Genomic DNA, 21,244 nt, shown 5'->3' on the forward strand with positions numbered 1-21,244 from the left:
TATGATAATAATAGAATTATCGTAAGTCTATATCAGGAAATTGGAAGATGAACGTCAAAGGTATGCGGGCTTTTATCTATACGGTTGAGGAAGGATCACTGAATGCCGCTGCCGTTCGGATGAATCTGAGCCAACCGGCGGTTAGCCGGCTCATCCAGATCCTTGAAGAACAAGTTGATGCCAAGTTGTTCTATAGGAACAGAAAAAGCCTTTCCCCCACGCGAGAGGCCAGCCTGCTTTACCCCGAGGCCCTTAAGATCATATCAGCAATCGACGACTTCCCGACCCAGTTTGACCGAATGCGAACCAACACACTCGCCCCGCTGCAGGTGTTCAGCCAAGCACGTGCCGCGAATAGCATCGTGTTACCGGCGATAAGTATGTTCGCTCAAATGTTCCCTAATATTAAGATCAATCTAGAAATTGTACCGCGACGGGAACTCCGAAAATCAGTTATAGAACACCGGATTGACGTTGCAGTCCACGTAGCGCCCTTCCCGGTTTCGGGCATGATCCTGCACGAGGCTGCGCGGTTTCCTCTCTTTGTCCTGCTCCATAGGGATCATCCGCTCGCCACGCGGCAGTCAATCACGATTGCTGAGCTTCAGGCTGAGCGCTACATCGCACTCAAACGTGGCTTAATGGTTCGCGAACTGATTGACCAAGAGCTTGCGAAAACCGGCCAGCAACTCGCAGTCTTCCATCAAGCCTCAGGCATGGACGCGGCGCAGCAACTTGTTGCGGCGCGGCTCGGGTATACGTTCTGTGACACGACAGCGATCCTTCCGCATTTGAGAGATCACCTCGTCCTCGTTCCATGTTCTTCCAACATGAACATAGACCTTGGAATCTATTGCCCCAGTGAAAGTGAAAGCGATCCACATGAGGCGACGCTGGCATTCATGGATTGCATCAAGTCGATCATTTCTGACATCCGGTCGCGCGATTAGCCTCTTCAGTTTTTCTGATGCTCGCTTAGGAGAATTCAATTTTCTGTATGTCTATCAATCCTGTAATCAAGTGGCGTGAATAAAATAGAGGGCGCGACATGCCGCATACATTACCAAACCAACTCATCATTATGTCGGATGAGCATTCGCGAAAAGTGTTGAAGTGCTATGGAAACAGCGTGGTTGAGACACCAAATATTGACAGGCTCGCCGCCCGTGGCACGTTGTTTGAAAACGCCTACACGTCGGTTCCAATATGCGTTCCCGCTCGGGCGACATTCGCGACAGGTCAATACGGGCACGCAACCGGTCACTGGGATAACGCGACGCCATATAACGGCGAACCCGACTCTTGGGGGCATGCGTTGCAAGAGGCCGGTATTGATGTAGGTTCTATCGGCAAACTCCACTATCGAAACGCCGAAGACCCGACGGGTCTCGATTTTCAAGAGATACCGATGCATGTTATGAATGGTATTGGCGACGTACTTGGGTGCGTAAGAGAACCCCTGCCAAAGCGCTGGAAGTCGCAAAACCTGGCGCTAAACATCGGCGCGGGCCGGACCGACTACAGCGAATACGACAAGCATATTTCGGAGCGGGCTATTGAGTGGATCACAACACGGGCAACGAATGATAACCCCTGGGTCCTTTTTGTCTCTTTCATATGCCCGCATTTCCCCTTGATTGCACCTGAGGAGTTTTTTGCACTTTATGACGGCAAAGGTCTGATGCCAACGAAACCCAGATCCGTACCAGAACATCCATGGCTGGCTGCACAACGTGAGTGCTTTGCCTACGATAATTTCAACGAAGAGAGAGTCGGTACGGCGCTTGCGGCCTATTATGGTCTTGTAACGTTTATCGACTCGCTCGTCGGCAGCATCCTTGATGCTTTAGATCGCGCCGGATTAACCGAGAAAACGATTGTCTATTACCTTAGTGATCACGGCGATAACATGGGCGAGAGAGATATGTGGGGAAAATCAAACATGTACGAGGAATCCGTAGGAATTCCTATCGTCATATCGGGCCCGAACGTATCAAGAGATCATGTCTGTCGCACACCTGTTAGTCTTATCGATATGCATCCGACAATTCTGAATGCGGCGGGTCTGAAGGCGGCATCAAATCGACCGGGTTCATCCTTGCTGGAGATCGCCTGCCGAGACGACGATGCGGATCGTGCGGTCTTCTCCGAATATCACGCTATGGGGTCGATCTCTGGCGCCTTCATGCTTCGCAAAGGAAAATGGAAACTGATATACTATGTGGGGTTACTCCCCGAGCTATATGACCTTACGACCGATCCAGAAGAGCTTTTCAATCTTGGGCAAGCCGCCGAATATGCAACAGTACGAGCAGAATTAGAGAAAGAACTGCGCTTAATCTGCGATCCAGAACAAATTGATGCGCAAGCCAAGGCCGCCCAGCGAAAAATTATAGAACAACATGGCGGCGTAGATGCAGTTGTTGAGAAGGGTGGATTTGGTGGCACACCGGTTCCAAATTGAGGCAACAGTTTGGTGAACGGGGACCGCTGCGTTAACTGATAGTTTTAGTCAATATTCTGCTCTTATGGTGTATGATGTCACGTCGAGATCCATTCAAACCCCATCGTTTCTCTCGAGATATTGTTCTTTTGGCGGTGCGCTGGTATTGTCGCTGCCCGCTTTGATATCAAGATGTGGTTGATCTTCTTGAAGAGCGTGGCGTAGAGGTGGATCTCTCCACAATCTTCAGATGGGTACAGAGGTTTGGAGCAGAGATTGCGAAGCGCGCGGAAAAGCATCTGCGCCATGCCAGTTTGGCTTGGCATGTAGACAAAACTTACATTCGCGTTGGTGGAAAATGGCGTAATCGGTGGCGTGCGGCTGATGCGCACGGACAACTGATGGATTTCAGATTGACCACGCGGCGCGACCCGAAAGCTGCGAAGGTCTTTATAAGCAAGGCGATTGAGCGTGTTAGACTGCACCGCCCATCTGGGCCACGACGGATAAAGCCCCACCTATCCAAAGGCCATTCATGACATGTCTTGAATAGACTACATCGGTTTCAGTAGTATAGCTCGATCCGTGGCAACCTTTGGGTCACAACATACAAACTACCCCAGAGCTAGAAGTCACCTCATGTTCCTTGCTGATAAGTTTCGGCCTCTGGCAACCTTTGGGTCACAACACGCGAAACCAAATAGAGCTAGAAGACACCGTATGACCAGGCGTGATAAAAGGTCGATCTCTGGCAACCCCTGGGTCACAACACACATCGAACAAATTTGCTAGAAGTCGCCGCATCACTCACCCTGATAAATGGTCGATCTCTGTGAAGGGTTGGGTCACCAACGATGACACCCTGCGTGTCAACAACAAGGGTAGCCATAGAAACAAGGACAACTTCAGTGTTCTAAGAGTTCGGCGACGTGCCAATGTGGTGTAATGCTGAGACTGTGAAAATATCAAAAAACGCCTTATTCTAAAGCGTTTAGGAAAGTTCGGCCATTTTTGGAGGGGTCAAGCAGCTATGAGCAATTTAGAGCTCTTTTGTGTGATCTTCTCGCCTCGAACGTCTTCCCAATCATTCACGATCAACCGTACTTCACCGGGCAATAGATGCCGGACGCAAAACGCATTTTGCAAAAGTTCTCGCCGCTCTGCCCGTGTCCCCGCTCGGTAGGTGTCGACCAAGCTGCTGAACAGTTTGATGTATTCAGCCTGCTCATTCCTCAGTTCAGTGGGATTTGGCATTAAGTCCAGCTGACCTCTGAGTTGAGAGAGCTCAAAGTTGGTGGTCTGCTTGGAGGATTCGAAAGACTGTTTGTCTAGTGTACCATCGATCAAGAGGTCGGTCATACGTGCCAGTTTTGTTTCGCAAGCTTCGATCCGGGCGACAACTGATCTACGGTTCGCGTCAATGTCCTTGTGAGCGTCCCCTGCATCGCAGCGATCTTTGATTTGCCTGATATCACTTGGCGTGAACTCCGCCTCTGACAGTTGTGACAGCAGGGCGCGTTCAATGCGATCTTCCCGCATGCTGGTCATCTTGCATCGCTTTGAGGTGCAGCGATAGTATACGTGACCTTTCTGCAGTTCCGGCACCATTGGCCCATCACATAGTCCACAACGGAAGATCCCCTGGAACGGGTGGTTATGTCGCGTAACTTTTGGTCCAGAACGTCCCGCCTTTATCAGTTGTACCTGGGCAAACTGCCGCTTCGTCACCAATGGCTTATGCTTGCCGTCAAATGTCTCGCCCGTGCGTGCGATGGTGATCAGGCCATGATAGAACGTGTTGCTGAGAATTTTCTCAATGCCGTGCAGGCTGACAGGTTTGCCAGAAAAGCCCCGTAACCCACGCCGATTCATCTCCGCATGCAGGCTGCGCAGCGAGTGCTGACCGCTCAGATAGAGGGCGTAGAGTTCTTTGATGAGAGGGCCATTCTTGGGGCAAGGTGCCTTGGCTTGGCCTCTGCCAGTGTCGAGGTAGCCCAAGGGCGCTTTGAAGGGGTAGAGGCCTTGTTTGAGGCGTCCATAGAGACCTTTCCTAGTCTCTTCCCGCTGGTTACGGGAGAAGTCAGCGGCAATAACCGCGAGAAAGTCAGCTGTCATGCGACCACCACGCGTGGTGAAGTCGATGGGCTCTGTCGCAATGTGAAAAACGATGTTCACGTCCATCAGTGCGGAGACGATCGCCCAGTCGTGCAAGTTGCGGGCAGAGCGGTCGAGTTTATGAACAACCAGTCCTTCCGCATGCCCATGCCGCAATCGTTTGATCATCTGGTTGAAAACCGGCCGCCCGGCCTTAGACGCGGTTTCTTTTTCTTCAAACCATTCAGAGATGATGAGCCCGCGCTTGTGTGCACAGTCTTCAATTGCTGAACGCTGTTCTTGCAGGGAGACTCCTTCCCCTTGGCGGACGGTGCTCACACGGAGATATCCAAAGCATGAAATCATAGGTCAGGTGTTTGTTCTTGGAATCTATCATGAGTCTGCGATTCACGCGAATCTTGCCATGGCCATTTTCCTTCTGCCAAGAGCCGCCGGTAGATCCGGTCACAAAGGTCCAAATGTTTTTGCAGGCGTTCGTCGCGTGTCATGGATGTACTGTATCGAAGCTGAAATGGAGTTGTAGCAGGCAGCCTATGCCACCAACCTATATGGTGGATACATTGACGCGGTAAACGGCGCGAGCCGCTCACCATTCTGCATCACCTGAACAGCCGCCCTGTAGTTGGGCTGGTTCTGCAAATCATGTGCATCAAATGGCGCAAGCATGTGCTGCAGTCGAGGGGCATCCTTGGCCCCCACCCGGAATGCCACCATGCTGCCGACATTCCCGAATATCGCGTCAGAGACATCTGTATCGATCTGCGACAAGTGCTGATGCGCCAAAACCAATCCAAGGCCGTATTTGCGGGCCTCAGACAGCATGCCAGCAAAGGACTTGGTGGTCAGGTTTGGAAATTCATCGACGTACAAGAAAAACGGTCGCCGTGCGGCTTCAGGTAGCCCGTGTCGGGTTGATGCGGCATGCATCAGTGTCGACGTGATCAGACCTCCAAGCACGTTGGTGATATCAGCGCCCAGCCGTCCTTTGGACAGGTTCACAATCAACACCTGCCCCGTATCCATAATCTGCCGAAACCGCAGCGGGTCGCTTGGTTCGCATAGCGCGGTACGCACCGCCGGTTGGGCCAAAAACGCACCCAGCTTGTTGGCGATGGGGGCCACCCCATCGGCGCTCCCTTGGTAGTTCATGGTAGGAAACTCGACCTTCCAAAAGAACAGCACCTGAGGATCTGTGACTTGGTCGATCACCTGCCGTCTGAACCCTTTGTATGTCAGCAGCTTGAGAATATCGCGCAGGTCCGCGGTCGGCTGTTCCAGCAGAGCCAGAATGGCAAAGCGCAAGATGTGTTCCATCCGAGCGCCCCAAGCATCGGGCCATTGTTTCTTGAGCGTTTCGATCAGGCCTGAGGCAACCAGTGGTCGGTGTATCGTGGCGACCTTGGCCAATGGGTTGTATCCAAAGGAGCAAGCGGGATCCGCGACGTCCCAATACAAGTGTGGCACCATCAAACTGCGATGCAAGCTTTCGGCGACATCCCCATGTGGATCGATGAGGCAAAACCCGGTGCCATATCTGGCGTCCTGCCATGCGAGATTCTGAAGCAGTGTCGACTTCCCAGTTCCGGTTTGCCCGACGATATACAGATGCTGCAGACGGTCTTTGGGGGCGAGCCCAAAGGCACCGGACGATTGGTATCGCCGATAGGCAAACCCAAGGATGTAGCGGTGCGACGCAAGCATGAGCTGATCGTCTCGCAGTTGGCAGGTCAACACTAGCAGCTTGGGTATCTTGCCTGTCGATAGGCTGACTGCTTTGTACCTCTCACCCTATCGCGCATCATGATGTCAGATCAGTTCTTCATCCGGATCGCCTCTCGTCGGGTCCGTCCAAGCATCCTGCTTGGCCGCGCCCTATCGAAAGGAGATCCACGATGGGTATCAAAGAAGACACCACACCCGAAACAATCAACAGTGTTCCAATCTGCCGCAGCTGCGGGTCTGAGCGGGTCGCAAAGGACGCCTGGGCCTGTTTTAACCGGCACAGCGGCCTGTGGGAGCTAGAGACAGTTTTTGATGCTGAGCATTGTCATCAGTGCGAGGGCGAAACCAAGCTGGATTGGGTAGAGGCTGACGCCCTGCAAAACCGGCGGATTCGTGAGCTGAATGATCGCTTCCGGACCGAAGGCTTAGGCAACGGCTCGATCTTGATCACGCCCGGCATTCAAGCCCTCGGGGGCGATGCAGTCGTTTCCATCATCGGTGAGGTGCGCGCGTTTGCTGAGTTTACCGACGACAATGATCCCTGGAAGCAGCATGATTTTGGGGCCTTAGAACATGCTGGAGAGAAGGTCTTTTGGAAAATCGACTGTTACGACCCCAGCTGCACCTACGGCTCTGAAAACCCGGCCAATGAAGCCCTCACCCATCGGGCGCTGACCATCATGCTCGCCTCTGAATATTGATGTATGGGCTGAGAGTATACGCTGCCCCCTAGCGGGGGCAGCGTTTTTGTTTTGTGACGTTTAAATCGTGAAAGATTTTGGCTGAAAATACGTCAAGGCTTGTACAGCTACAGGATCGGGCCGGCCGCTCGTTCTGGGCTGTTTGCATCAGTCGCTTTCTGTTGCGCAGCCGATCCGTGTGAATCGTTGGATGTATCTTGGTGGGAAGCGGGCGTTTGTCGCCAGAATACGGCTAGTATTCTGGTCTCTATCGCTCCGCACACCGCTAGATGTGCGTCCGCTTTTCCAGCTTCCACTCACCGCATCAGGGTGCCCGATATTCTGCCTGCTAGGATGTCGCTATCTCTCAAAGTAGACTGAAGCTCTAGACGTTTATCAAATAAGCAAAAGTCTATGAGTACCCAATTTGCCCTCGACCTGCGCCTTGCACGCAGGAAGGCGGGCTATACCCAAGGAGATGTGGCCCATCTCCTGTCCAGTCACCAGTCATTGGTGTCTGATCTCGAGCACGGTCGACGCAGGCCAAGCCTTGAGCAAATTATCGAGCTGTCACTGATTTACGGACGCTCGTTTGAAAGCTTTTTTGGCGAGTTGCTCGCTGAACGTCAGCAGGTTCTTCAAGAGCGCCTCAAGCGACTGCCAGAGCCCGGCAAACCGACTGCGCAGACTTTTAATCGCACCAGTTCGCTTGCACGTCTAACCAAGCGTCTGGCTAGCCAACTTGAGCATGGCAGTGCTTAGCGTTCTTGCGATTGCGGTTGCCTCTGGCAAGGCCGGCTATGTGTTCCTGCAAAGGGGTCAATTGCAGGACTGGGGCATCACAGTGAAGGCGGCTGGCAGCAGCGCAGAATTGGTCGGGTTTGCCCAAGGCCTGATCAATGAATTGCGCCCGGATGTCGTGGTGACAGAAGATTGCACCAAGAATTGCCGGAAAGGTAAAAAGAGCAAACGCCTGATCCGATCTCTGGCGGAACTCGCCAGTCACAACTCGGTGCTGGACGTCAGTGTGCCGCGACCACGCCTGTTCCAATCAAAGTATGAGGAAGCGCAAAGACTGGCGAAGGATCATCCTGAGATCGCGGGATACCTCCCCGCACAGAAGCGTCGGATCTTTGATTTTGAACCGCGCAGCATGGTGTTGTTTGAAGCACTGGCTTTAGCGCAAGAGGTCATGAAAGGCCCGCCGACACGACTGGCGGCCTCGATGGGATAGCCCGTCCTGTGTTCTTCGAAACTGCTCCATCAGGGGCAGTTTCGATGTGTGCCTGTCTGTGGTGCCGCGTTCCCCTTCAAGTTGAGGACCTGATCCACGCCGCCTCACCATCAGTATCGACCCAGTCCATTCAAACTTTCGCCTTATTTGTGCGCAACCTTCGCTCTGCACAACGAATGATTGTGCAATGACCTAATTTAGCGAGGAGCATATTTCCATGAAATCATACGAAACCGCCCGCAACCTATTCAGCTTTCTTGGCTTTTGCGCCGGAGCGCTCATCGTATTGGGCGTGGTCGTTGCCCTGATGGGCGGGTCAGCCACGCAGTCATTTGGCCGTAACGCAGGACCCGCGCAGTTCATCCTTGGCGCTATGCCAGGCATCATGATGGCGGCAGTTGGTGTCATCGGGCAGGCGATGGTGCAGATGGGCCGCGCATCCGTCGATACGGCAGAGTTCACCCAGCAATCTCTTGATGTGTCGCGCAAGCATATGGAGCTGTCCAAACAGCTTCTGGAGCAAGGCAAGACAACAGCCGCGTCCTTTGCGTCGCTGAGCGCTCAACGACCGGCGGCAACACCCGACAAACAATCCGACCAAGATCAAGGCGTCAGCTATAGCAACCAGCCAACCCAGGCATCAGCCGTCGCAGAGACCAAGAGCAAGCCTGCCGCTATCCCAGCAGCATCAACCTCAACCGCCAAAGCGATCACAAAAGAAGAGCAGATATCGCTCACGCCCTTGTCGCCTGAGACCGTCTACAAAGATGGGAAATACCTGGTCGGAGGGAAACCATTTTGGTCCAAAGAGGAAGCCACGGAATACCAAAAGTCTCTGGCCCCGATCCCGGCAAAATGACCCCCATGCAGACCCCCATCCCCTATGGGGGTCAAGCATGGGTACCAGCGCTGAACATGACGACACATCGTTGAACAAATACCATCTGTCGTTTGCGTGACTTCACCTGCTTTCGCAGGTGAATATCCCCACCCTCCCTTGCATTGCATTCCCTTAGCCTAATTCTGAACCCCAAAGGAAATTCCACCACCATGCGTGTCTCAATCAAACATGAAACTGTCAGGCGGGGTGCTGTCTTTAAAAAGACGTTCTATGAGGTCTGGATAACTGTCTTGCTGACGCATGAAGAGATCCAAATCGTGCGGCAGCGCAACTTGCTTGAAACCAAGCTAATGGACAGGCGACCAGCCAACGCCAAGGTGGATGACCGAGATGACAAATTCGCTCTGTTCGTCAAAAGCATCATCAACGGCAAGACGGACCGCTTTCTGTGTGCCACGCCGTCTGACGCCAAGCGATATGAAGAGCACATGCTGGATACTCTCTCCCAACTGAAACTCTGGATCAGCGACAACGCTGAAACCAGCGAAGGCATCGTGGTGGAATTCTGATGGGTGGTAATCTCTCTGACCAGGTCTCAGGGCTGGTGATCAGCGTCATCATTGTCGGCGTTCTTCTGATGGCCGCGCTGATGGTCACACCAGTCTTCTTGCTTGGCGCTGGCGGCTATGTCGGCGTCCGGCTCTATCTCGAAAGCCCGGCGCGGGCCGAACGGTTGGCCAAAGAAGAGACCATGCGGCTCTACCAGCATGCGATGTCTGGTCGGGTAGGGCTCAGCGATCTTGAGATCGACCAAGCGCTGTCAGCCTATTGGCCAGCCTCAACACCTGATCCGTTACAGGTACAACTTTTGGATGTGGGTCGCGCACTCTTCAAGGCCGAGGGCCTGAGCCCAGACGTCCCTCCACCGCCGGTGCTGTGCAATACGGTCGAAGGCGGTCGCTATCGCGATCTTCTGGCCAAGCAGGGGCAAGCCCGCAACGATCCGCAAATGCTCAAAGCGGCGCTGGATGTAATCAGCCAAGCGCTCGCACCCATCGCCAAAGCTGCACCGCCAATGAAAGGCGATGTGCTCGTCTCAGTCTCGCAGTTTCTCACCCCGCACAATGCGGTGATTGATGCGATTGTCACACCCTTCTTCCAGGACAACGGGTACAACCACTTCAAAGATCTGCGTCAGCAGCTAGATAACAACCTGCGCCAAACGCACCGTACCAACCCCGTCTTTCCGCGCGACTATCGTGGCGACGATGCCGTTGATACATACCTTAAGGGCACGTTGCTGCGCGATCTGTTTGATCTGCGCACACCGTTTGAAATCCCCGAAGAACTCCGCTTTGAGCATACACATATGGTGGCAGGCAGCGGGCACGGCAAAACCCAGACCCTGCAGTATCTCATTGCGAAGGATTTGCCGGATGTGGCAGCAGGCGCAAAGTCGGTAGTGGTGATCGACAGTCAAGGTGATCTGATCGGGAACATCTTGAGGGCAAAGGTGCTGGACCCCGAAGACATCGTACTCATCAATCCCGAAGACATTGCGTACCCTGTGTCACTGAACTTGTTCTCGGTCGGACAAGAGCGCTTGGATGCCTATTCCCCCCTCGAGCGTGAGCGGCTCACCAATTCGATCATCGAACTCTATGACTTTGTATTGGGATCGCTGCTCTCAGCCGGCATGACCGCCAAGCAAAGCGTTGTGTTCCGCTATGTCACGCGCCTGATGTTCTATATCCCGGACGCCACGATTCATACACTGTGTGATCTGATGGAAGCTGGCGGTACCGCCAAATACCAGGAACACATCGCCAAGCTTGAAGGCACACCACGCCGGTTCTTTGAGACTGAATTCGAAAGCAAGGAATTTGCGGCCACCAAGACCCAGGTGCTGCGTCGTCTCTATGGCGTGCTCGAAAACCAGACCTTCGAACGCATGTTTGCCAACCCTGAGTCCAAGTTTGATATGTTCACTGAGTTGAACGCGGGCAAGCTGATCTTGATCAATACGTCAAAGTCCTTGCTGAAAGAACAAGGGACCGAAATCTTTGGCCGGTTCTTCATTGCGCTGATCGCACAAGCCGCACAAGAACGGGCTACATTGCGCCAACAAGACCGTTTGCCCGCCATGATCTACATCGATGAGGCTCAAGACTACTTCGATGTCAATATCGGGGTGATCTTGTCTCAGGCCCGTAAATATCGGGTGGGTATGGTAATGGCCCACCAATACTTGGGACAGCTCTCCAGCGGCCTTGCAGAGGCCTTTGAGGCCAATACTTCAATCAAGCTGGCTGGTGGTGTGTCCGCCAGAGATGCCCGCACACTGTCGAGCCAAATGCACGCCACACCTGAGTTGATCCAGCAGCAACCGAAGGGTTCATTCGCCACCTATCTGCGCGGTCTAACGGACAAAGCCGTTCCAATTGCTTTCCCGTTCTTCGAACTCGAAAACTTGCCACGCACAACAAAAGAAGAGCGTGCGGCCATCCTGCAACACAGCCGGGACACCTATGCCCAACCATGGGAACGCAAGGCTGAACATAGTGCGCCAGAGCACGAAGAGGCTGAAATACTGCCGCCAGAAAACGACGATGATGATCCATTCGCACCTTCCCCGGAGTTGTGAGGGCGTGAATAAATGGGGGCATGAAACATACACGTTCTTCCCCGATACGTCTCAAATTCGACGTTCAACCGACAGCTCGGGAACTGCGCTGGTTTGCGCACATCGACCGCCACGGACCGCAATCGTCTGAATTTCTATATGAGTGTACGCGCGACACCCACCGGTGCCGGGACACAGCACTGCGGCGCCTGCAAGCTCTGCGCGAAGCTGGCTATTTGCGATTGCCGCCACAACAGCGCCAGATCGCCAAGGCGGACTTCAATCCCTATGTGTACGATCTGACCAGACTTGGCTGGGACATCTTGGCTGGCCATAAAAACTTGGAAAAACACGGCAGACCTACGGGACATTGGTGGCACGGATACTGGGTGTCTTCGGTGTCGAGCGCAATTGAAATTGGTGCGGTGCGCGCTGGTCTGACATTCATCCCGGCGGCGCAGATTTTGGCGATCAAAGGTGTAGAGCTGGGCATTCCGCTGTCGGGGTCCAAAGTGATCCCAGATCAGTTGTTTGCAATCAAGTATCCCGATGGCTATCGGGCATTTGCTTTGGAAGTTGATCGTGGGACTGAGCCGGTGCGATCAACGGCCGCAAGAAAGTCGCTGCAGCGGTCCGTGGCGCAATACCAGCAGCTCCTGCACGAAAAACTCTATCAATCCCACTTCGGGCTCAAATCCAAGTTGCGCGTGCTGTGGGTATTCCAAAATGCGCAACGCGGGAAGCAATTCGGCGGACTTCTCTGCCAAGATGATCAACGGTTTGCGGCAATAGTTGCATCAAGGCCCGAACCCAGATGGAGAAATCTACAGAACGCTAGGCTGCAATTGGGAATAGAGTAGTTTTGACGGTTGGCGGTTGGCTGCGTTTGCGCGGATTTAGTTCTGTGGGGGCCATGTCCGTTCTGTGTGCTTTCGAGCAAAAGAGGGCATCTGTCGCAACCCAGTTTAGAACGAGCCAATTTGGGCCAGAAACATGGCAAATATATCCTATGTCAAATTCCCCGATCAATTAAGCGGGATCATGCCTTTTTCTCGATAACCACGGCGCTCGATCAGTTTGTTCGACCAGGCATTTACATTTGGCAAATCAGGCCGTTCAAATTCCATCGAATGCCAGCGATATGCTGAGCTTCGCAACGGAATGTCTGCCATGCTTGGATTCTCTCCAAAAAGGAAGTCGCGGGTGGCGAGGTGTTGATCCAGAATTGACCAAAACTATGACGCTTCGGCGACCGCGGTATCGACTTTTGGACCTGTCGCGGTTTGATGCCGCTCCTTTGATAGCATTTACTGCAACAAAGGAGATTGACTATGGGACTGAAACGGACGGACGAATTCCGCCAGGATGCGGTGCGTATCGCGCTGACCAGTGGGCTTACTCGTAAGCAGGTGGCTGATGATTTGGGTGTCGGGATGTCGACGCTGAACAAATGGATCACAGCCCATCGGGACACAGATGTAGTGTCGAAAGAGGATCTGAGCCTCGCCAAAGAGAATGATCGGCTTCGTCGTGAGGTCCGGCTCCTCAAGGAGGAGAGGGACATCCTAAAAAAAGCCACCCAGTTCTTCGCGGGCCTAAAGCAATGAGATTTAGGTTTATCGAAGATCACAGAGCCAGCTTTCCAGCTAATCGCCTGTGCGATGTCGTTGGTGTCAGCGCACGCGGTCTGCGTGCTTTCCGAAGCCGCCCCGCAAGCCGCAGACAGCGATCCGATCTCGTCACGCTGGCACATATCAAAGAACAATCTCGTCTCAGCTTGGGCAGCTACGGCAGGCCACGGATGACGGAAGAGCTGAAGGAAATCGGCTTGGACGTCGGGCATCGCCGAGTTGGCAGGTTGATGCGCCAGAATGGTATATCCGTCGTCAGAACCCGTAAACACAAGGTCACCACAGACAGCAATCACAAGTTCAACATTGCGCCGAACCTGCTGGATCGTGACATCAGCTATGTTTGGACCCAAGATGGTTGGCTTTATCTTGCGGTGATCCTGGACCTGCATTCACGCCGTGTCATTGGCTGGGCGGTCAGCAATCGGATGAAACGGGACTTGGCGATCCGTGCGTTGAAAATGGCCATTGCGTTCAGAACACCGCCCAGAGGCTGCGTCCACCACACCGATCGCGGGTCGCAATACTGTTCTCATGACTATCAGAAAATCCTGCGCCAGCATGGGTTCAAGGTATCGATGTCTGGCAAAGGTAATTGCTACGATAATGCAGCTGTCGAGACGTTCTTCAAAACCATCAAAGCAGAACTGATCTGGCGGCATCCTTGGGAGACACGGCGCAAGGCAGAGATGGCCATCTTCGAATACATCAATGGGTTCTATAATCCGCGACGCCGCCACTCAGCACTCGGATGGAAAAGCCCAGTCGCTTTCGAACGAAAGGTGGCTTAAACGAGCACTTGGAGCGGCACTAAAACGTGACAGGTCCATTTCGCCTCGTCGCGCACCAGGGCTTCAGTCCAAATAAGTTGTCAAAACAAAACCGTCATTGGCGCGTGCAACGTCGTAAGCTACAAGTCCATCCACTGCCCGGCCAATGCAATTTCTTGCACTGATGGCAATTTCCAGTCGCCGCTCCCGTACTGATCGCAAAGATAACGAACAATCGCTTTGGATTCCCGAAGCACAAAGTCGCCATGAACATCGTCCCGCGCCATAACGACGCCAAGTTCTGCGGCGCACCACATGACCTTTTGCACATTGGCTGAATTGTCACGCTCGAGAACTCTGATCGTTGCCCTACCCAGTCTTTCATAACCAAATTATTGAGGTTGCAACCGTTCAACCTGCAGGGATGTCCGTCGTGTAAACTGGTACGTGATAGCCTTTTTGAACCGCATCGCGCGCCAGAACACGGCGATACCATGCGCGAACATTCGGATAATCGGCCAAGTTGATCTGGTGCCACTCATGGCGCGAAACCCATGGCCAGCTGGCCATATCTGCGATGGAATATGCGCCGCAAATGTAATCCTGCCCTTCGAGTTGCCTATTGAGCACACGGTAAAGCCGCGCGACTTCGGTTTTGAAGCGATCTTCGGCATAGGGGGCCTTGCCGGGATTGTTTTTCACGAAATGGTGGGTTTGTCCGGCCATTGGCCCCAGCCCGCCCATTTGCCACATCAGCCATTGTATGACCTCAGCCTTTGCTTGCAGATCCTTGGGAAAGAACTTCCCGTGCTTTTCGGCTAGATAGAGAAGAATAGCGCCGGACTCGAACAGCGCGATGTCAGTGTTATGGTCAACAATCGCTGGCACCTTATTGTTGGGACTGATCGCAAGAAATTCCGGCGTGTTCTGCGCGCCTTCATTGATGTTGATGGGAAGGACATTGTATGGCACTGCGAGTTCTTCGAGCAGGATCGAGACCTTCCGGCAATTCGGCGTGGTCCAAGTGTAGAAATCAATCATTCGATAGGTCCTTATTATCGATCAGGTTTGGAGGGCTGGATATCGCGCCGGTCCCGTATCAAGCTATCTGGCCGAGGAAATTCTTGGTCCGCGCGTGTTGCGAGTTTCCAAATAATAGTTCCGGCGTGTTTTCTTCAACGATCTGGCCGTGGTTTATGAAAATGACACGATCCACGACGGCCCGCACGCCCCCATTTCGTGAGTCACACAGCTCATAGTCATTCCATATTGGGCGTGTGCAGGTGTGGATGGCCGTAGCACGACCGATAGTCCCTATGCAGCTGATCGGCCATTATGAAGCGAACGTTCTTGGCTTTGGTCATGGTTCACCTGATTGAATAGGGTAAAAGGGTCGCGATCATCGGAACGGAAAAGACCAGCACCAGACCGATCAGCAACGCGAAGACAAAGGGTGTCACACCCCTAAAGATATCGGCAAGCCGGACATCAGGCAGGACGGATTTGACGACGAAGGCATTCATCCCGATCGGTGGCGTGATCAGGCCGATTTCCGTCACAAGCACCACGATGATGCCGAACCAGATCATGTCAACGCCCGTCTGGGACAGAGCTGGCAGAAAGACCGGCACAAGAAGGACAAGGATGCCGATGGATTCGAACACCATGCCCATCACCAGCGCGATGACGATGATGAACAGAACCAGTTGCGTGGAGGTGAATTCGGAATCCTCGACAAAGTCGAGGATGTCATAGGGCAGCCCTGAGAGGTTTATGAATTGCGAAAAGACGACAGCACCCATCAGGACGATGAAGATTTTCGATGTCGTGATACCCGCATCCACAAGGCACAGACGCCATGAGTCGATGCTGCGCAGATGGCCGCGCAGGAAGGCAATCACCGCGGCCCCGACCGCCCCGATGCCCGAGGCTTCGGTCGCGGTGAATATGCCGCCATAGATGCCCCCCAGCACAACAAGGAACAGGGTCAGAACCGGGATCGTGCCGCGCCGCGCAACCTTGCGCCGTTCAGGATCCAGCGGAGGGGAGGCCGGCGCAGCGTCGGGGTCAAGGCGTACCATGATCGCCACAGCCAGCATAAACAGCGTCACCAGCAACAACCCCGGCAGGATGCCTGCGATGAACAGCAGTCCAATGTCCTGCTCGGCGATGATTCCGTAGATCACCAGCGGAACCGACGGCGGGATCATGATCCCAAGCGTCCCGCCCGCCGCGATGGTGCCCGCTGCCAGCTTGTCGCTGTAATTGAACGCCTTCATCTGCGGCATAGCGACCTTGGACATGGTGGCCGCGGTTGCAAGGGTGCTCCCGCAGACGGCCGAGAAGCCGCCACAAGCAAGAACTGTCGCCAGGGCCAGACCGCCCTTGAATTTGCCAAGCGCCGCGTAAGCGGTGTCATAAAGATCGCTGCTGACGTCCGAGCGATAGATGAACACGCCCATCAAGATGAACAGCGGAATGACCGACAGGTTGTAATTCATCGAATCTTCGGCGATCTGCTGGGCTGTCATGGCCAGGCTGGCCGAGAAGCCGCGTTCCAGCGCAAAGCCGACGAACCCCACGATCAGCGTGGCAAAGCCAACCCGAAATCCGATGAAGCATAGCGCAAGAAGCGCGGCAAAGCCAATAAGTGCAATGGTCATAACCCGTACTCCATTTTGTCACCCGCAGGGGTTTTCATGCGCAGGTAGATTCCCGCAATCATTGACAGGGTGCTTATGAAGGCCAGCAAGGCCACGAGGCCTGTGGTCAGGAAAAGCGGGATCTCAAGGACATAGGTGCGTGCTTCCTGGTGGTATGAGATCAGCGCATGTTCGCAGAGCACGAAGGCGATAAGGCCCATCGCGAAAACCGAAAAGAGTTGGATGACCGCATCGTAAAGGCGCGGGGCCATTCGGCGGATCTGACTGTCGACAAGCTCAACGACGATGTGGTCGTCGCGGGCGTTGGTCACGCCAAGACCCGCAAAAATCACAATCGCCAGAAGGGAAGAGATCATCTCTCCGGCCCCGAAGATCGGGGAGTGGAACATATAACGCCCAATCACATCGGCGAAGGTCAGCACCATCATGATCGCGATTGCCACGCTCGAGATGTTCTCGAGCGTGGCAATCGCCTTAACCAAAAGGGCACTGAGCACCCCACCCTGATGTTCAGGCTCTGTCATTTCGACAATTCCGCGACACGCTGCCTGTAGAATGCAAGCGCGGCCTCACCATCGATGCCATTGGATGCAGCGGCCTCGAACCATTTGGCCGTGATCGGCGCGGCTGCGTCCATCAAGGCCGCCTCTAGCGCTGGATCCGCATCGACAACCGAAATCCCGAGGTCTGGAAATGACGCCATGACCTCGGCAGCGGTACGATCCCAGGAGCCGCCTGCGATCATGCCGAAGGCAGGACCACTCAGCTCCATGATCGCTGCCTGGTCTTCCGGCGAGATCTCGGCCCACTTGTCCTTGTTCATCACCAGCGAGAAGCTCGTAGTGTAAACTGGGGACGAGAACCTGGTCATCGAATTCACATAAGGAGCGATCTGGAAGGCCTTGATCGCATCACCGTTGAGCCCGAGGTGACTGTCGACAACGCCGTTGGCAATAAACTCGTTGGACTGCACGGCCGGAGATGCAACGACCGCTGCACCAAGCGCGGTTGCCATGGCGGCAAGCGGTCCGGGCAGGGCCCACATCTTGCGTGACGCGAAGTCTTCCACGGTGATGATCGGCGTGTCGGTGCCACTGAACAACAGACCCGGCGAAATCGTCCACATTGACAGCAATTCCACCGTGTCGAATTCGTCCGCGAAAAATTTCTCACGGGTCTCCCAGAGCGCCTGAGATAAGACAGGCGCGTTGTCAATGCCAGAAAACGGTTGCATTGCGACAAGCGGGCCAGAGACACGGTTGCCGATTAGGCCGTTGAACTGAACTGCGACGTCCACGATCCCCTTTTCGACCGAGGCAAGCTGCTCGGCCGGCGGGGCGACGGACTTGGGCGGAATGTTTCCGCGCACGCGCCCGTCGGTAGCTTCTTCCACGGCGTCCAGCCAATCGGGCAGCAGCTTGCTGCACACGTCATGCTGGGGCGGCCAGAAGCAGTTGACAATCAAGCGCGTGTCAGCGCTTGCCGATCCGGCAGCCATCAACAGGCCAGCCGCTAGTCCGACTAATTTCTTGTTCATTGGTATCCTCCCTGGATAGTTGAATGGGTCAAAGTGCCTAATCTTTACGCCAGATCACCTCGAGCTTCGTGCCCCCCGCCATGAACAGCTTGGACAACGGGCAAAATTCTTCAGTCTCGACAGCCACAAGATCAAGCTCTACCTGCTTGGCAGGACCCGACGCCGCGACCGATAGCTTAATCGCCTTAAACGGAACCTCGATTTTCTCGGCCAGCGTGACGCCCCAACGATCAAAGTCGCAGCCGGCGTCGATGCCGAATTGGCCGATATCGGGCCCAACTTTCGTTGCGCATTTCTTGGCTTTGACGTTGGTGCAGCCCACCAGCGCCGCAATCACCGTCTCGCTCGGGGTAAGGCCATGGCTGGACCCATCCCGTTCAACCTGTTCGTCAATCGTAGAGACAGGACCGCGCATCCCGCCATCACTACGCGAATGGGACGTGCAGACCGCCTTCTTGCGCAGCTTTACGATGGTTTTTTGTCTTACTATTGCCATGGCATCCTCATGCGAAGCTGCAAACCTTGTCAAAGCCGAACCGCGGAAGCTTCTGGAACAGAGCCGTTTCGTCCGCATATCCAAGATTGCACAGGAAGTTGGATTTCAGGCTGGTACCCGCAAAGAATTCCTCGTCGACGGATTGATTGGAAAAGCCGGACATCCCACCGACATCGAGACCGAGCGCGCGCGCTGCAATCATGAGATATGCACCCTGCAAGGTACCGTTGCGAAATGCGGTGGTAGCGATGAACGGGGCCTTGCCCTCGAACAGGTGACGGCGATCCTCATGCGGAAAGAGGAACGGCAGCTCGGTCCAGAATTCCAGATCATGGGCAACGATCACCGTGACGGGGGCGCCCAGCATCTTTGCGACATTCGCAGGCTTGAGTGATTTGGCGAGCCGTTCCTTGCCCGCGTCACTGGTCACAAAGACAAAACGCGCTGGGCAGGTATTCATGCTGGTCGGCCCAGAGGCGGCGATGTCGTAGATCGCGCGCAGCGTATCTTCGCTGATGGGCTTGGCAGTCCAGGCGTAATGCGAGCGCGCCTCTCGTAGAATCAGGTCAATCTCGTTGTCCCCAAGCTGGTCGATGCGCGCCCGAAGATCGCGGATGTCCGCCTGCGCCTTTGCGCGCACCGAAGTAAGGGCTGTTTCGGTAGGGGCGTTCATCACAGGGCCTCACGTCTTGTCAGGTTTATTTCATCGAGGATGGGGCTTGCGCAGATACCGATCCCCTCGATTTCGCATTCGACGGTTTCGCCCGGGCGCAGCCAGCGCGGCGGGGTCTTGGCATGGCCCACACCCGGGGGCGTGCCCATCGCAAGGTAATCGCCGGAAACCAGCGTGGTGTATTGCGAGACAAGAGCGATGGTCTTGGCGACCGACCACATCATGTCCGAGGTGCTTGCGCTTTGCAGGATCTCATCGCCCACGCGCGACTCGATCTTGAGGTCGACCGCACCTTCGGGCAGTTCATCAGGGGTGACCGAGATCGGGCCGATGGCCCCGGTGTCGTCAAAGTTCTTGCCGGGAGTCCATTGGTGGGTCTTACGCTGGAAATCCCGCACGGATCCATCGTTGAAAACGGTGTAGGCGAAGACGTGGTCAAGCGCCGATTCTTCAGAGATGTGACGCCCGCCTTTGCCGACGATCACCATCAACTCGACTTCATAGTCAAGCTTTTCGGACACAGTCGGGCGCACCATGGGCGCACCGGCGGCCATCAGCGACTGACGACCGCGCATGAAAAGTGCCGGATATTCCGGGATGTCATAGCCGCCTTCCTTGATGTGATCGACGTAGTTCAGGCCAAGGCAAATGATCTTGCCCGGATTTTCGATGGGCAGGGCGGGGGTGATGTCGTTGATTGCAGCGCGCGGGGCGCTTGCGGCCTTGGCGGCCACTTCGTCCAGCAGGCCATCCGTGTTTATAAGGCCCATCAGGTCGCTGCCGACCCGCGCATCCAGTGCCGACAGATTCACGGCCTTGTCACCGTCCATCGAATAGACCGCTGTGCCGTCAGAGCTCGTACCGACTAGAAACCTCATACTATCATCCTTGCTAGCATGGAAATATTTTGCCAATAATTTATCAACAAGTCAATTAATATCGATTTTTTTAGATTTTTTATATTTTAGACTACAATTTTTGAAGTGCTGGACCTTGCACGTTTGCCCCTGGTTGTGAGCATGTCCGGGTCCAGGGTCGTGACAGAACCAAAGGTAGGCCATGAACGTTATTGAAAATTCGACCACCGGGGACGTCTCTGCCACGCAGGGGGCCTTGGAATGCCCCATCTGAATTGGTCCACCGTTATATTTAGGAAACGGAGGACAGCGAATGGCGAACAAGCGACACAAGCCAGAGGAAGTAGTTCAGAATTTGCGGCAGGTTGACGTGCTTGTCGCTTTCGCAGCAGCCATCGGTGGGCTGCTTGGACTTGTCGAACTTCTGGGCGGGGGCCCTGCGGCAGGCCTTGTCGGCACGATCCCGCATTACAAATCGCCGACCTATGCACTCAGCATCTTGCCGATGTTGATCTTCATCGGGTTTCTCGCTTACCACGCGGGCATGACCGGCGCGCTCTTCGATGCGGCTCGAAAGTGGGCCGTAGGTTTGCCATCTTAGTCCGGCGGTATCTCCATGCAGAGCGCGAACCGTGTTTCCTCTGCGTGCAGCGTTGCCGTGGCCTGGACCAGAGAGTTGGCCGCCTCAAACCACGTATCGCCGCGATGTGCTTCAAAGGCGTGATCATCCGCCTCCAGTTGCAGATACCCCCACCGCAAATGCCCAAACCCGGCACCCGCGTGCACATGGCTATACGCCACCGTTCCAGGCGGGAACGCCACCTCAACCAGCCGAACGACACAAGTGAAATCGACGGATATCCATTCCGACGCAATAGCAGCGGCTTCTGCGGCGGGACTGGTGCATTGACTGTTCCATCTCACAATAAGTGCTTTATCCTAGAGTTAACTGCCCATTT

23 protein-coding genes and 1 pseudogene are annotated in these 21,244 nt (G+C 54.6%); 12 read left to right on the plus strand and 12 right to left on the minus strand.

Features of this window, described 5'->3' with window-relative positions; genetic code table 11:
• The first annotated feature begins 47 nt into the window (after positions 1–47).
• The 3 genes from C8N45_RS13305 to C8N45_RS13315 all read left to right on the plus strand — a co-directional run bounded on the left by C8N45_RS13305 (position 48) and on the right by C8N45_RS13315 (position 2,982).
• Complete coding sequence (locus tag C8N45_RS13305) at positions 48–950, plus strand: LysR family transcriptional regulator (protein ID WP_108386731.1); 903 nt, start codon at positions 48–50, stop codon at positions 948–950.
• Between the two features lie 98 nt (positions 951–1,048).
• The gene (locus C8N45_RS13310) at positions 1,049–2,464 is read left to right on the plus strand and encodes a sulfatase-like hydrolase/transferase (protein WP_108386732.1); all 1,416 of its coding nucleotides are present in this window, start codon (positions 1,049–1,051) and stop codon (positions 2,462–2,464) included.
• Between the two features lie 206 nt (positions 2,465–2,670).
• Positions 2,671–2,982: a DDE-type integrase/transposase/recombinase gene (locus C8N45_RS13315; protein ID WP_245882673.1), complete on the plus strand. Its 312-nt coding sequence runs from the start codon at positions 2,671–2,673 to the stop codon at positions 2,980–2,982.
• Between the two features lie 481 nt (positions 2,983–3,463).
• Here the strand turns inward: C8N45_RS13315 and C8N45_RS13320 are convergent, their stop codons facing one another.
• Both C8N45_RS13320 and C8N45_RS13325 read right to left on the minus strand, forming a co-directional pair.
• A complete protein-coding gene (locus tag C8N45_RS13320; RefSeq protein ID WP_108386734.1) occupies positions 3,464–4,903 on the minus strand; it encodes a recombinase family protein in 1,440 nt (479 codons plus the stop codon).
• Between the two features lie 186 nt (positions 4,904–5,089).
• Positions 5,090–6,259 carry a type IV secretory system conjugative DNA transfer family protein gene (locus C8N45_RS13325; protein ID WP_108386735.1) on the minus strand — a complete coding sequence of 390 codons (1,170 nt, stop codon included), beginning with the start codon at positions 6,257–6,259 and terminating at the stop codon, positions 5,090–5,092.
• 191 nt (positions 6,260–6,450) lie between these two features.
• Between C8N45_RS13325 and C8N45_RS23455 the strand changes: the two genes are divergently transcribed.
• The 7 genes from C8N45_RS23455 to C8N45_RS13360 all read left to right on the plus strand — a co-directional run bounded on the left by C8N45_RS23455 (position 6,451) and on the right by C8N45_RS13360 (position 12,518).
• Positions 6,451–6,981 carry a DUF3768 domain-containing protein gene (locus tag C8N45_RS23455; RefSeq protein WP_181868941.1) on the plus strand — a complete coding sequence of 177 codons (531 nt, stop codon included), beginning with the start codon at positions 6,451–6,453 and terminating at the stop codon, positions 6,979–6,981.
• A gap of 393 nt (positions 6,982–7,374) precedes the next feature.
• Positions 7,375–7,722, plus strand: a complete 348-nt coding sequence (locus tag C8N45_RS13335) for a helix-turn-helix transcriptional regulator (RefSeq protein WP_108386736.1) — start codon at positions 7,375–7,377, stop codon at positions 7,720–7,722.
• Between the two features lie 61 nt (positions 7,723–7,783).
• Complete coding sequence (locus tag C8N45_RS13340; RefSeq protein ID WP_245882664.1) at positions 7,784–8,194, plus strand: hypothetical protein; 411 nt, start codon at positions 7,784–7,786, stop codon at positions 8,192–8,194.
• Positions 8,195–8,411: 217 nt separating this feature from the next.
• Positions 8,412–9,053 carry a hypothetical protein gene (locus C8N45_RS13345; protein WP_108386738.1) on the plus strand — a complete coding sequence of 214 codons (642 nt, stop codon included), beginning with the start codon at positions 8,412–8,414 and terminating at the stop codon, positions 9,051–9,053.
• 191 nt (positions 9,054–9,244) lie between these two features.
• Positions 9,245–9,604, plus strand: a complete 360-nt coding sequence (locus C8N45_RS13350) for a hypothetical protein (RefSeq protein ID WP_108386739.1) — start codon at positions 9,245–9,247, stop codon at positions 9,602–9,604.
• Positions 9,604–11,679, plus strand: coding sequence for a type IV secretory system conjugative DNA transfer family protein (locus C8N45_RS13355; RefSeq protein ID WP_181868942.1), 2,076 nt, complete (start codon positions 9,604–9,606; stop codon positions 11,677–11,679). Before C8N45_RS13350 ends, C8N45_RS13355 begins: the two co-directional genes overlap by 1 nt.
• Before the next feature lie 20 nt (positions 11,680–11,699).
• Positions 11,700–12,518, plus strand: coding sequence for a replication-relaxation family protein (locus C8N45_RS13360; protein WP_108386740.1), 819 nt, complete (start codon positions 11,700–11,702; stop codon positions 12,516–12,518).
• A 165-nt stretch (positions 12,519–12,683) separates the two neighbouring features.
• Here C8N45_RS13360 and C8N45_RS13365 read toward each other — a convergent pair whose 3' ends face one another.
• Positions 12,684–12,884, minus strand: a complete 201-nt coding sequence (locus C8N45_RS13365) for a glutathione S-transferase C-terminal domain-containing protein (protein ID WP_108386741.1) — start codon at positions 12,882–12,884, stop codon at positions 12,684–12,686.
• 105 nt (positions 12,885–12,989) lie between these two features.
• On the opposite strand from C8N45_RS13365, the gene C8N45_RS13370 reads away from it, so the two are divergent.
• A protein-coding gene (locus C8N45_RS13370) for an IS3 family transposase (RefSeq protein WP_108386742.1) occupies positions 12,990–14,080 on the plus strand; the annotation gives its coding sequence in 2 pieces (ribosomal slippage) (positions 12,990–13,224 and positions 13,224–14,080; 1,092 coding nt in all).
• A gap of 390 nt (positions 14,081–14,470) precedes the next feature.
• Here the strand turns inward: C8N45_RS13370 and C8N45_RS13380 are convergent.
• The 8 genes and pseudogenes from C8N45_RS13380 to C8N45_RS13410 form a co-directional block, all read right to left on the minus strand.
• Positions 14,471–15,100: a glutathione S-transferase family protein gene (locus tag C8N45_RS13380; protein WP_108386743.1), complete on the minus strand. Its 630-nt coding sequence runs from the start codon at positions 15,098–15,100 to the stop codon at positions 14,471–14,473.
• Between the two features lie 58 nt (positions 15,101–15,158).
• Positions 15,159–15,334: pseudogene (glnQ, locus tag C8N45_RS23690) on the minus strand (glutamine ABC transporter ATP-binding protein GlnQ); the annotation flags it as partial.
• A gap of 92 nt (positions 15,335–15,426) precedes the next feature.
• The gene (locus C8N45_RS13385) at positions 15,427–16,722 is read right to left on the minus strand and encodes a TRAP transporter large permease (protein ID WP_108386744.1); all 1,296 of its coding nucleotides are present in this window, start codon (positions 16,720–16,722) and stop codon (positions 15,427–15,429) included.
• Positions 16,719–17,246 carry a TRAP transporter small permease gene (locus C8N45_RS13390; protein ID WP_108386745.1) on the minus strand — a complete coding sequence of 176 codons (528 nt, stop codon included), beginning with the start codon at positions 17,244–17,246 and terminating at the stop codon, positions 16,719–16,721. The genes C8N45_RS13385 and C8N45_RS13390 overlap by 4 nt, the downstream gene beginning before the upstream one ends.
• Positions 17,243–18,259, minus strand: a complete 1,017-nt coding sequence (locus C8N45_RS13395) for a type 2 periplasmic-binding domain-containing protein (RefSeq protein ID WP_108386746.1) — start codon at positions 18,257–18,259, stop codon at positions 17,243–17,245. Before C8N45_RS13395 ends, C8N45_RS13390 begins: the two co-directional genes overlap by 4 nt.
• Before the next feature lie 37 nt (positions 18,260–18,296).
• A complete protein-coding gene (locus C8N45_RS13400; RefSeq protein ID WP_108386747.1) occupies positions 18,297–18,755 on the minus strand; it encodes an OsmC family protein in 459 nt (152 codons plus the stop codon).
• 7 nt (positions 18,756–18,762) lie between these two features.
• On the minus strand, positions 18,763–19,428 hold the full coding sequence (locus tag C8N45_RS13405; protein ID WP_108386748.1) for a malonic semialdehyde reductase: 666 nt from the start codon (positions 19,426–19,428) through the stop codon (positions 18,763–18,765).
• Complete coding sequence (locus tag C8N45_RS13410) at positions 19,428–20,306, minus strand: fumarylacetoacetate hydrolase family protein (RefSeq protein ID WP_108386749.1); 879 nt, start codon at positions 20,304–20,306, stop codon at positions 19,428–19,430. The genes C8N45_RS13405 and C8N45_RS13410 overlap by 1 nt, the downstream gene beginning before the upstream one ends.
• A gap of 292 nt (positions 20,307–20,598) precedes the next feature.
• On the opposite strand from C8N45_RS13410, the gene C8N45_RS13415 reads away from it, so the two are divergent.
• Entirely contained in the window at positions 20,599–20,886 is a 288-nt protein-coding gene (locus C8N45_RS13415) for a hypothetical protein (RefSeq protein ID WP_181868943.1), read from the plus strand.
• On the opposite strand, the gene C8N45_RS13420 is transcribed toward C8N45_RS13415, so the two are convergent.
• Positions 20,883–21,209 carry a cupin domain-containing protein gene (locus C8N45_RS13420; protein WP_133175980.1) on the minus strand — a complete coding sequence of 109 codons (327 nt, stop codon included), beginning with the start codon at positions 21,207–21,209 and terminating at the stop codon, positions 20,883–20,885. The genes C8N45_RS13415 and C8N45_RS13420 overlap by 4 nt on opposite strands.
• Between the last annotated feature and the right edge of the window lie 35 nt (positions 21,210–21,244).

It is taken from the genome of Yoonia sediminilitoris, from assembly GCF_003058085.1.
GTDB classification, from domain to species: domain Bacteria; phylum Pseudomonadota; class Alphaproteobacteria; order Rhodobacterales; family Rhodobacteraceae; genus Yoonia; species Yoonia sediminilitoris.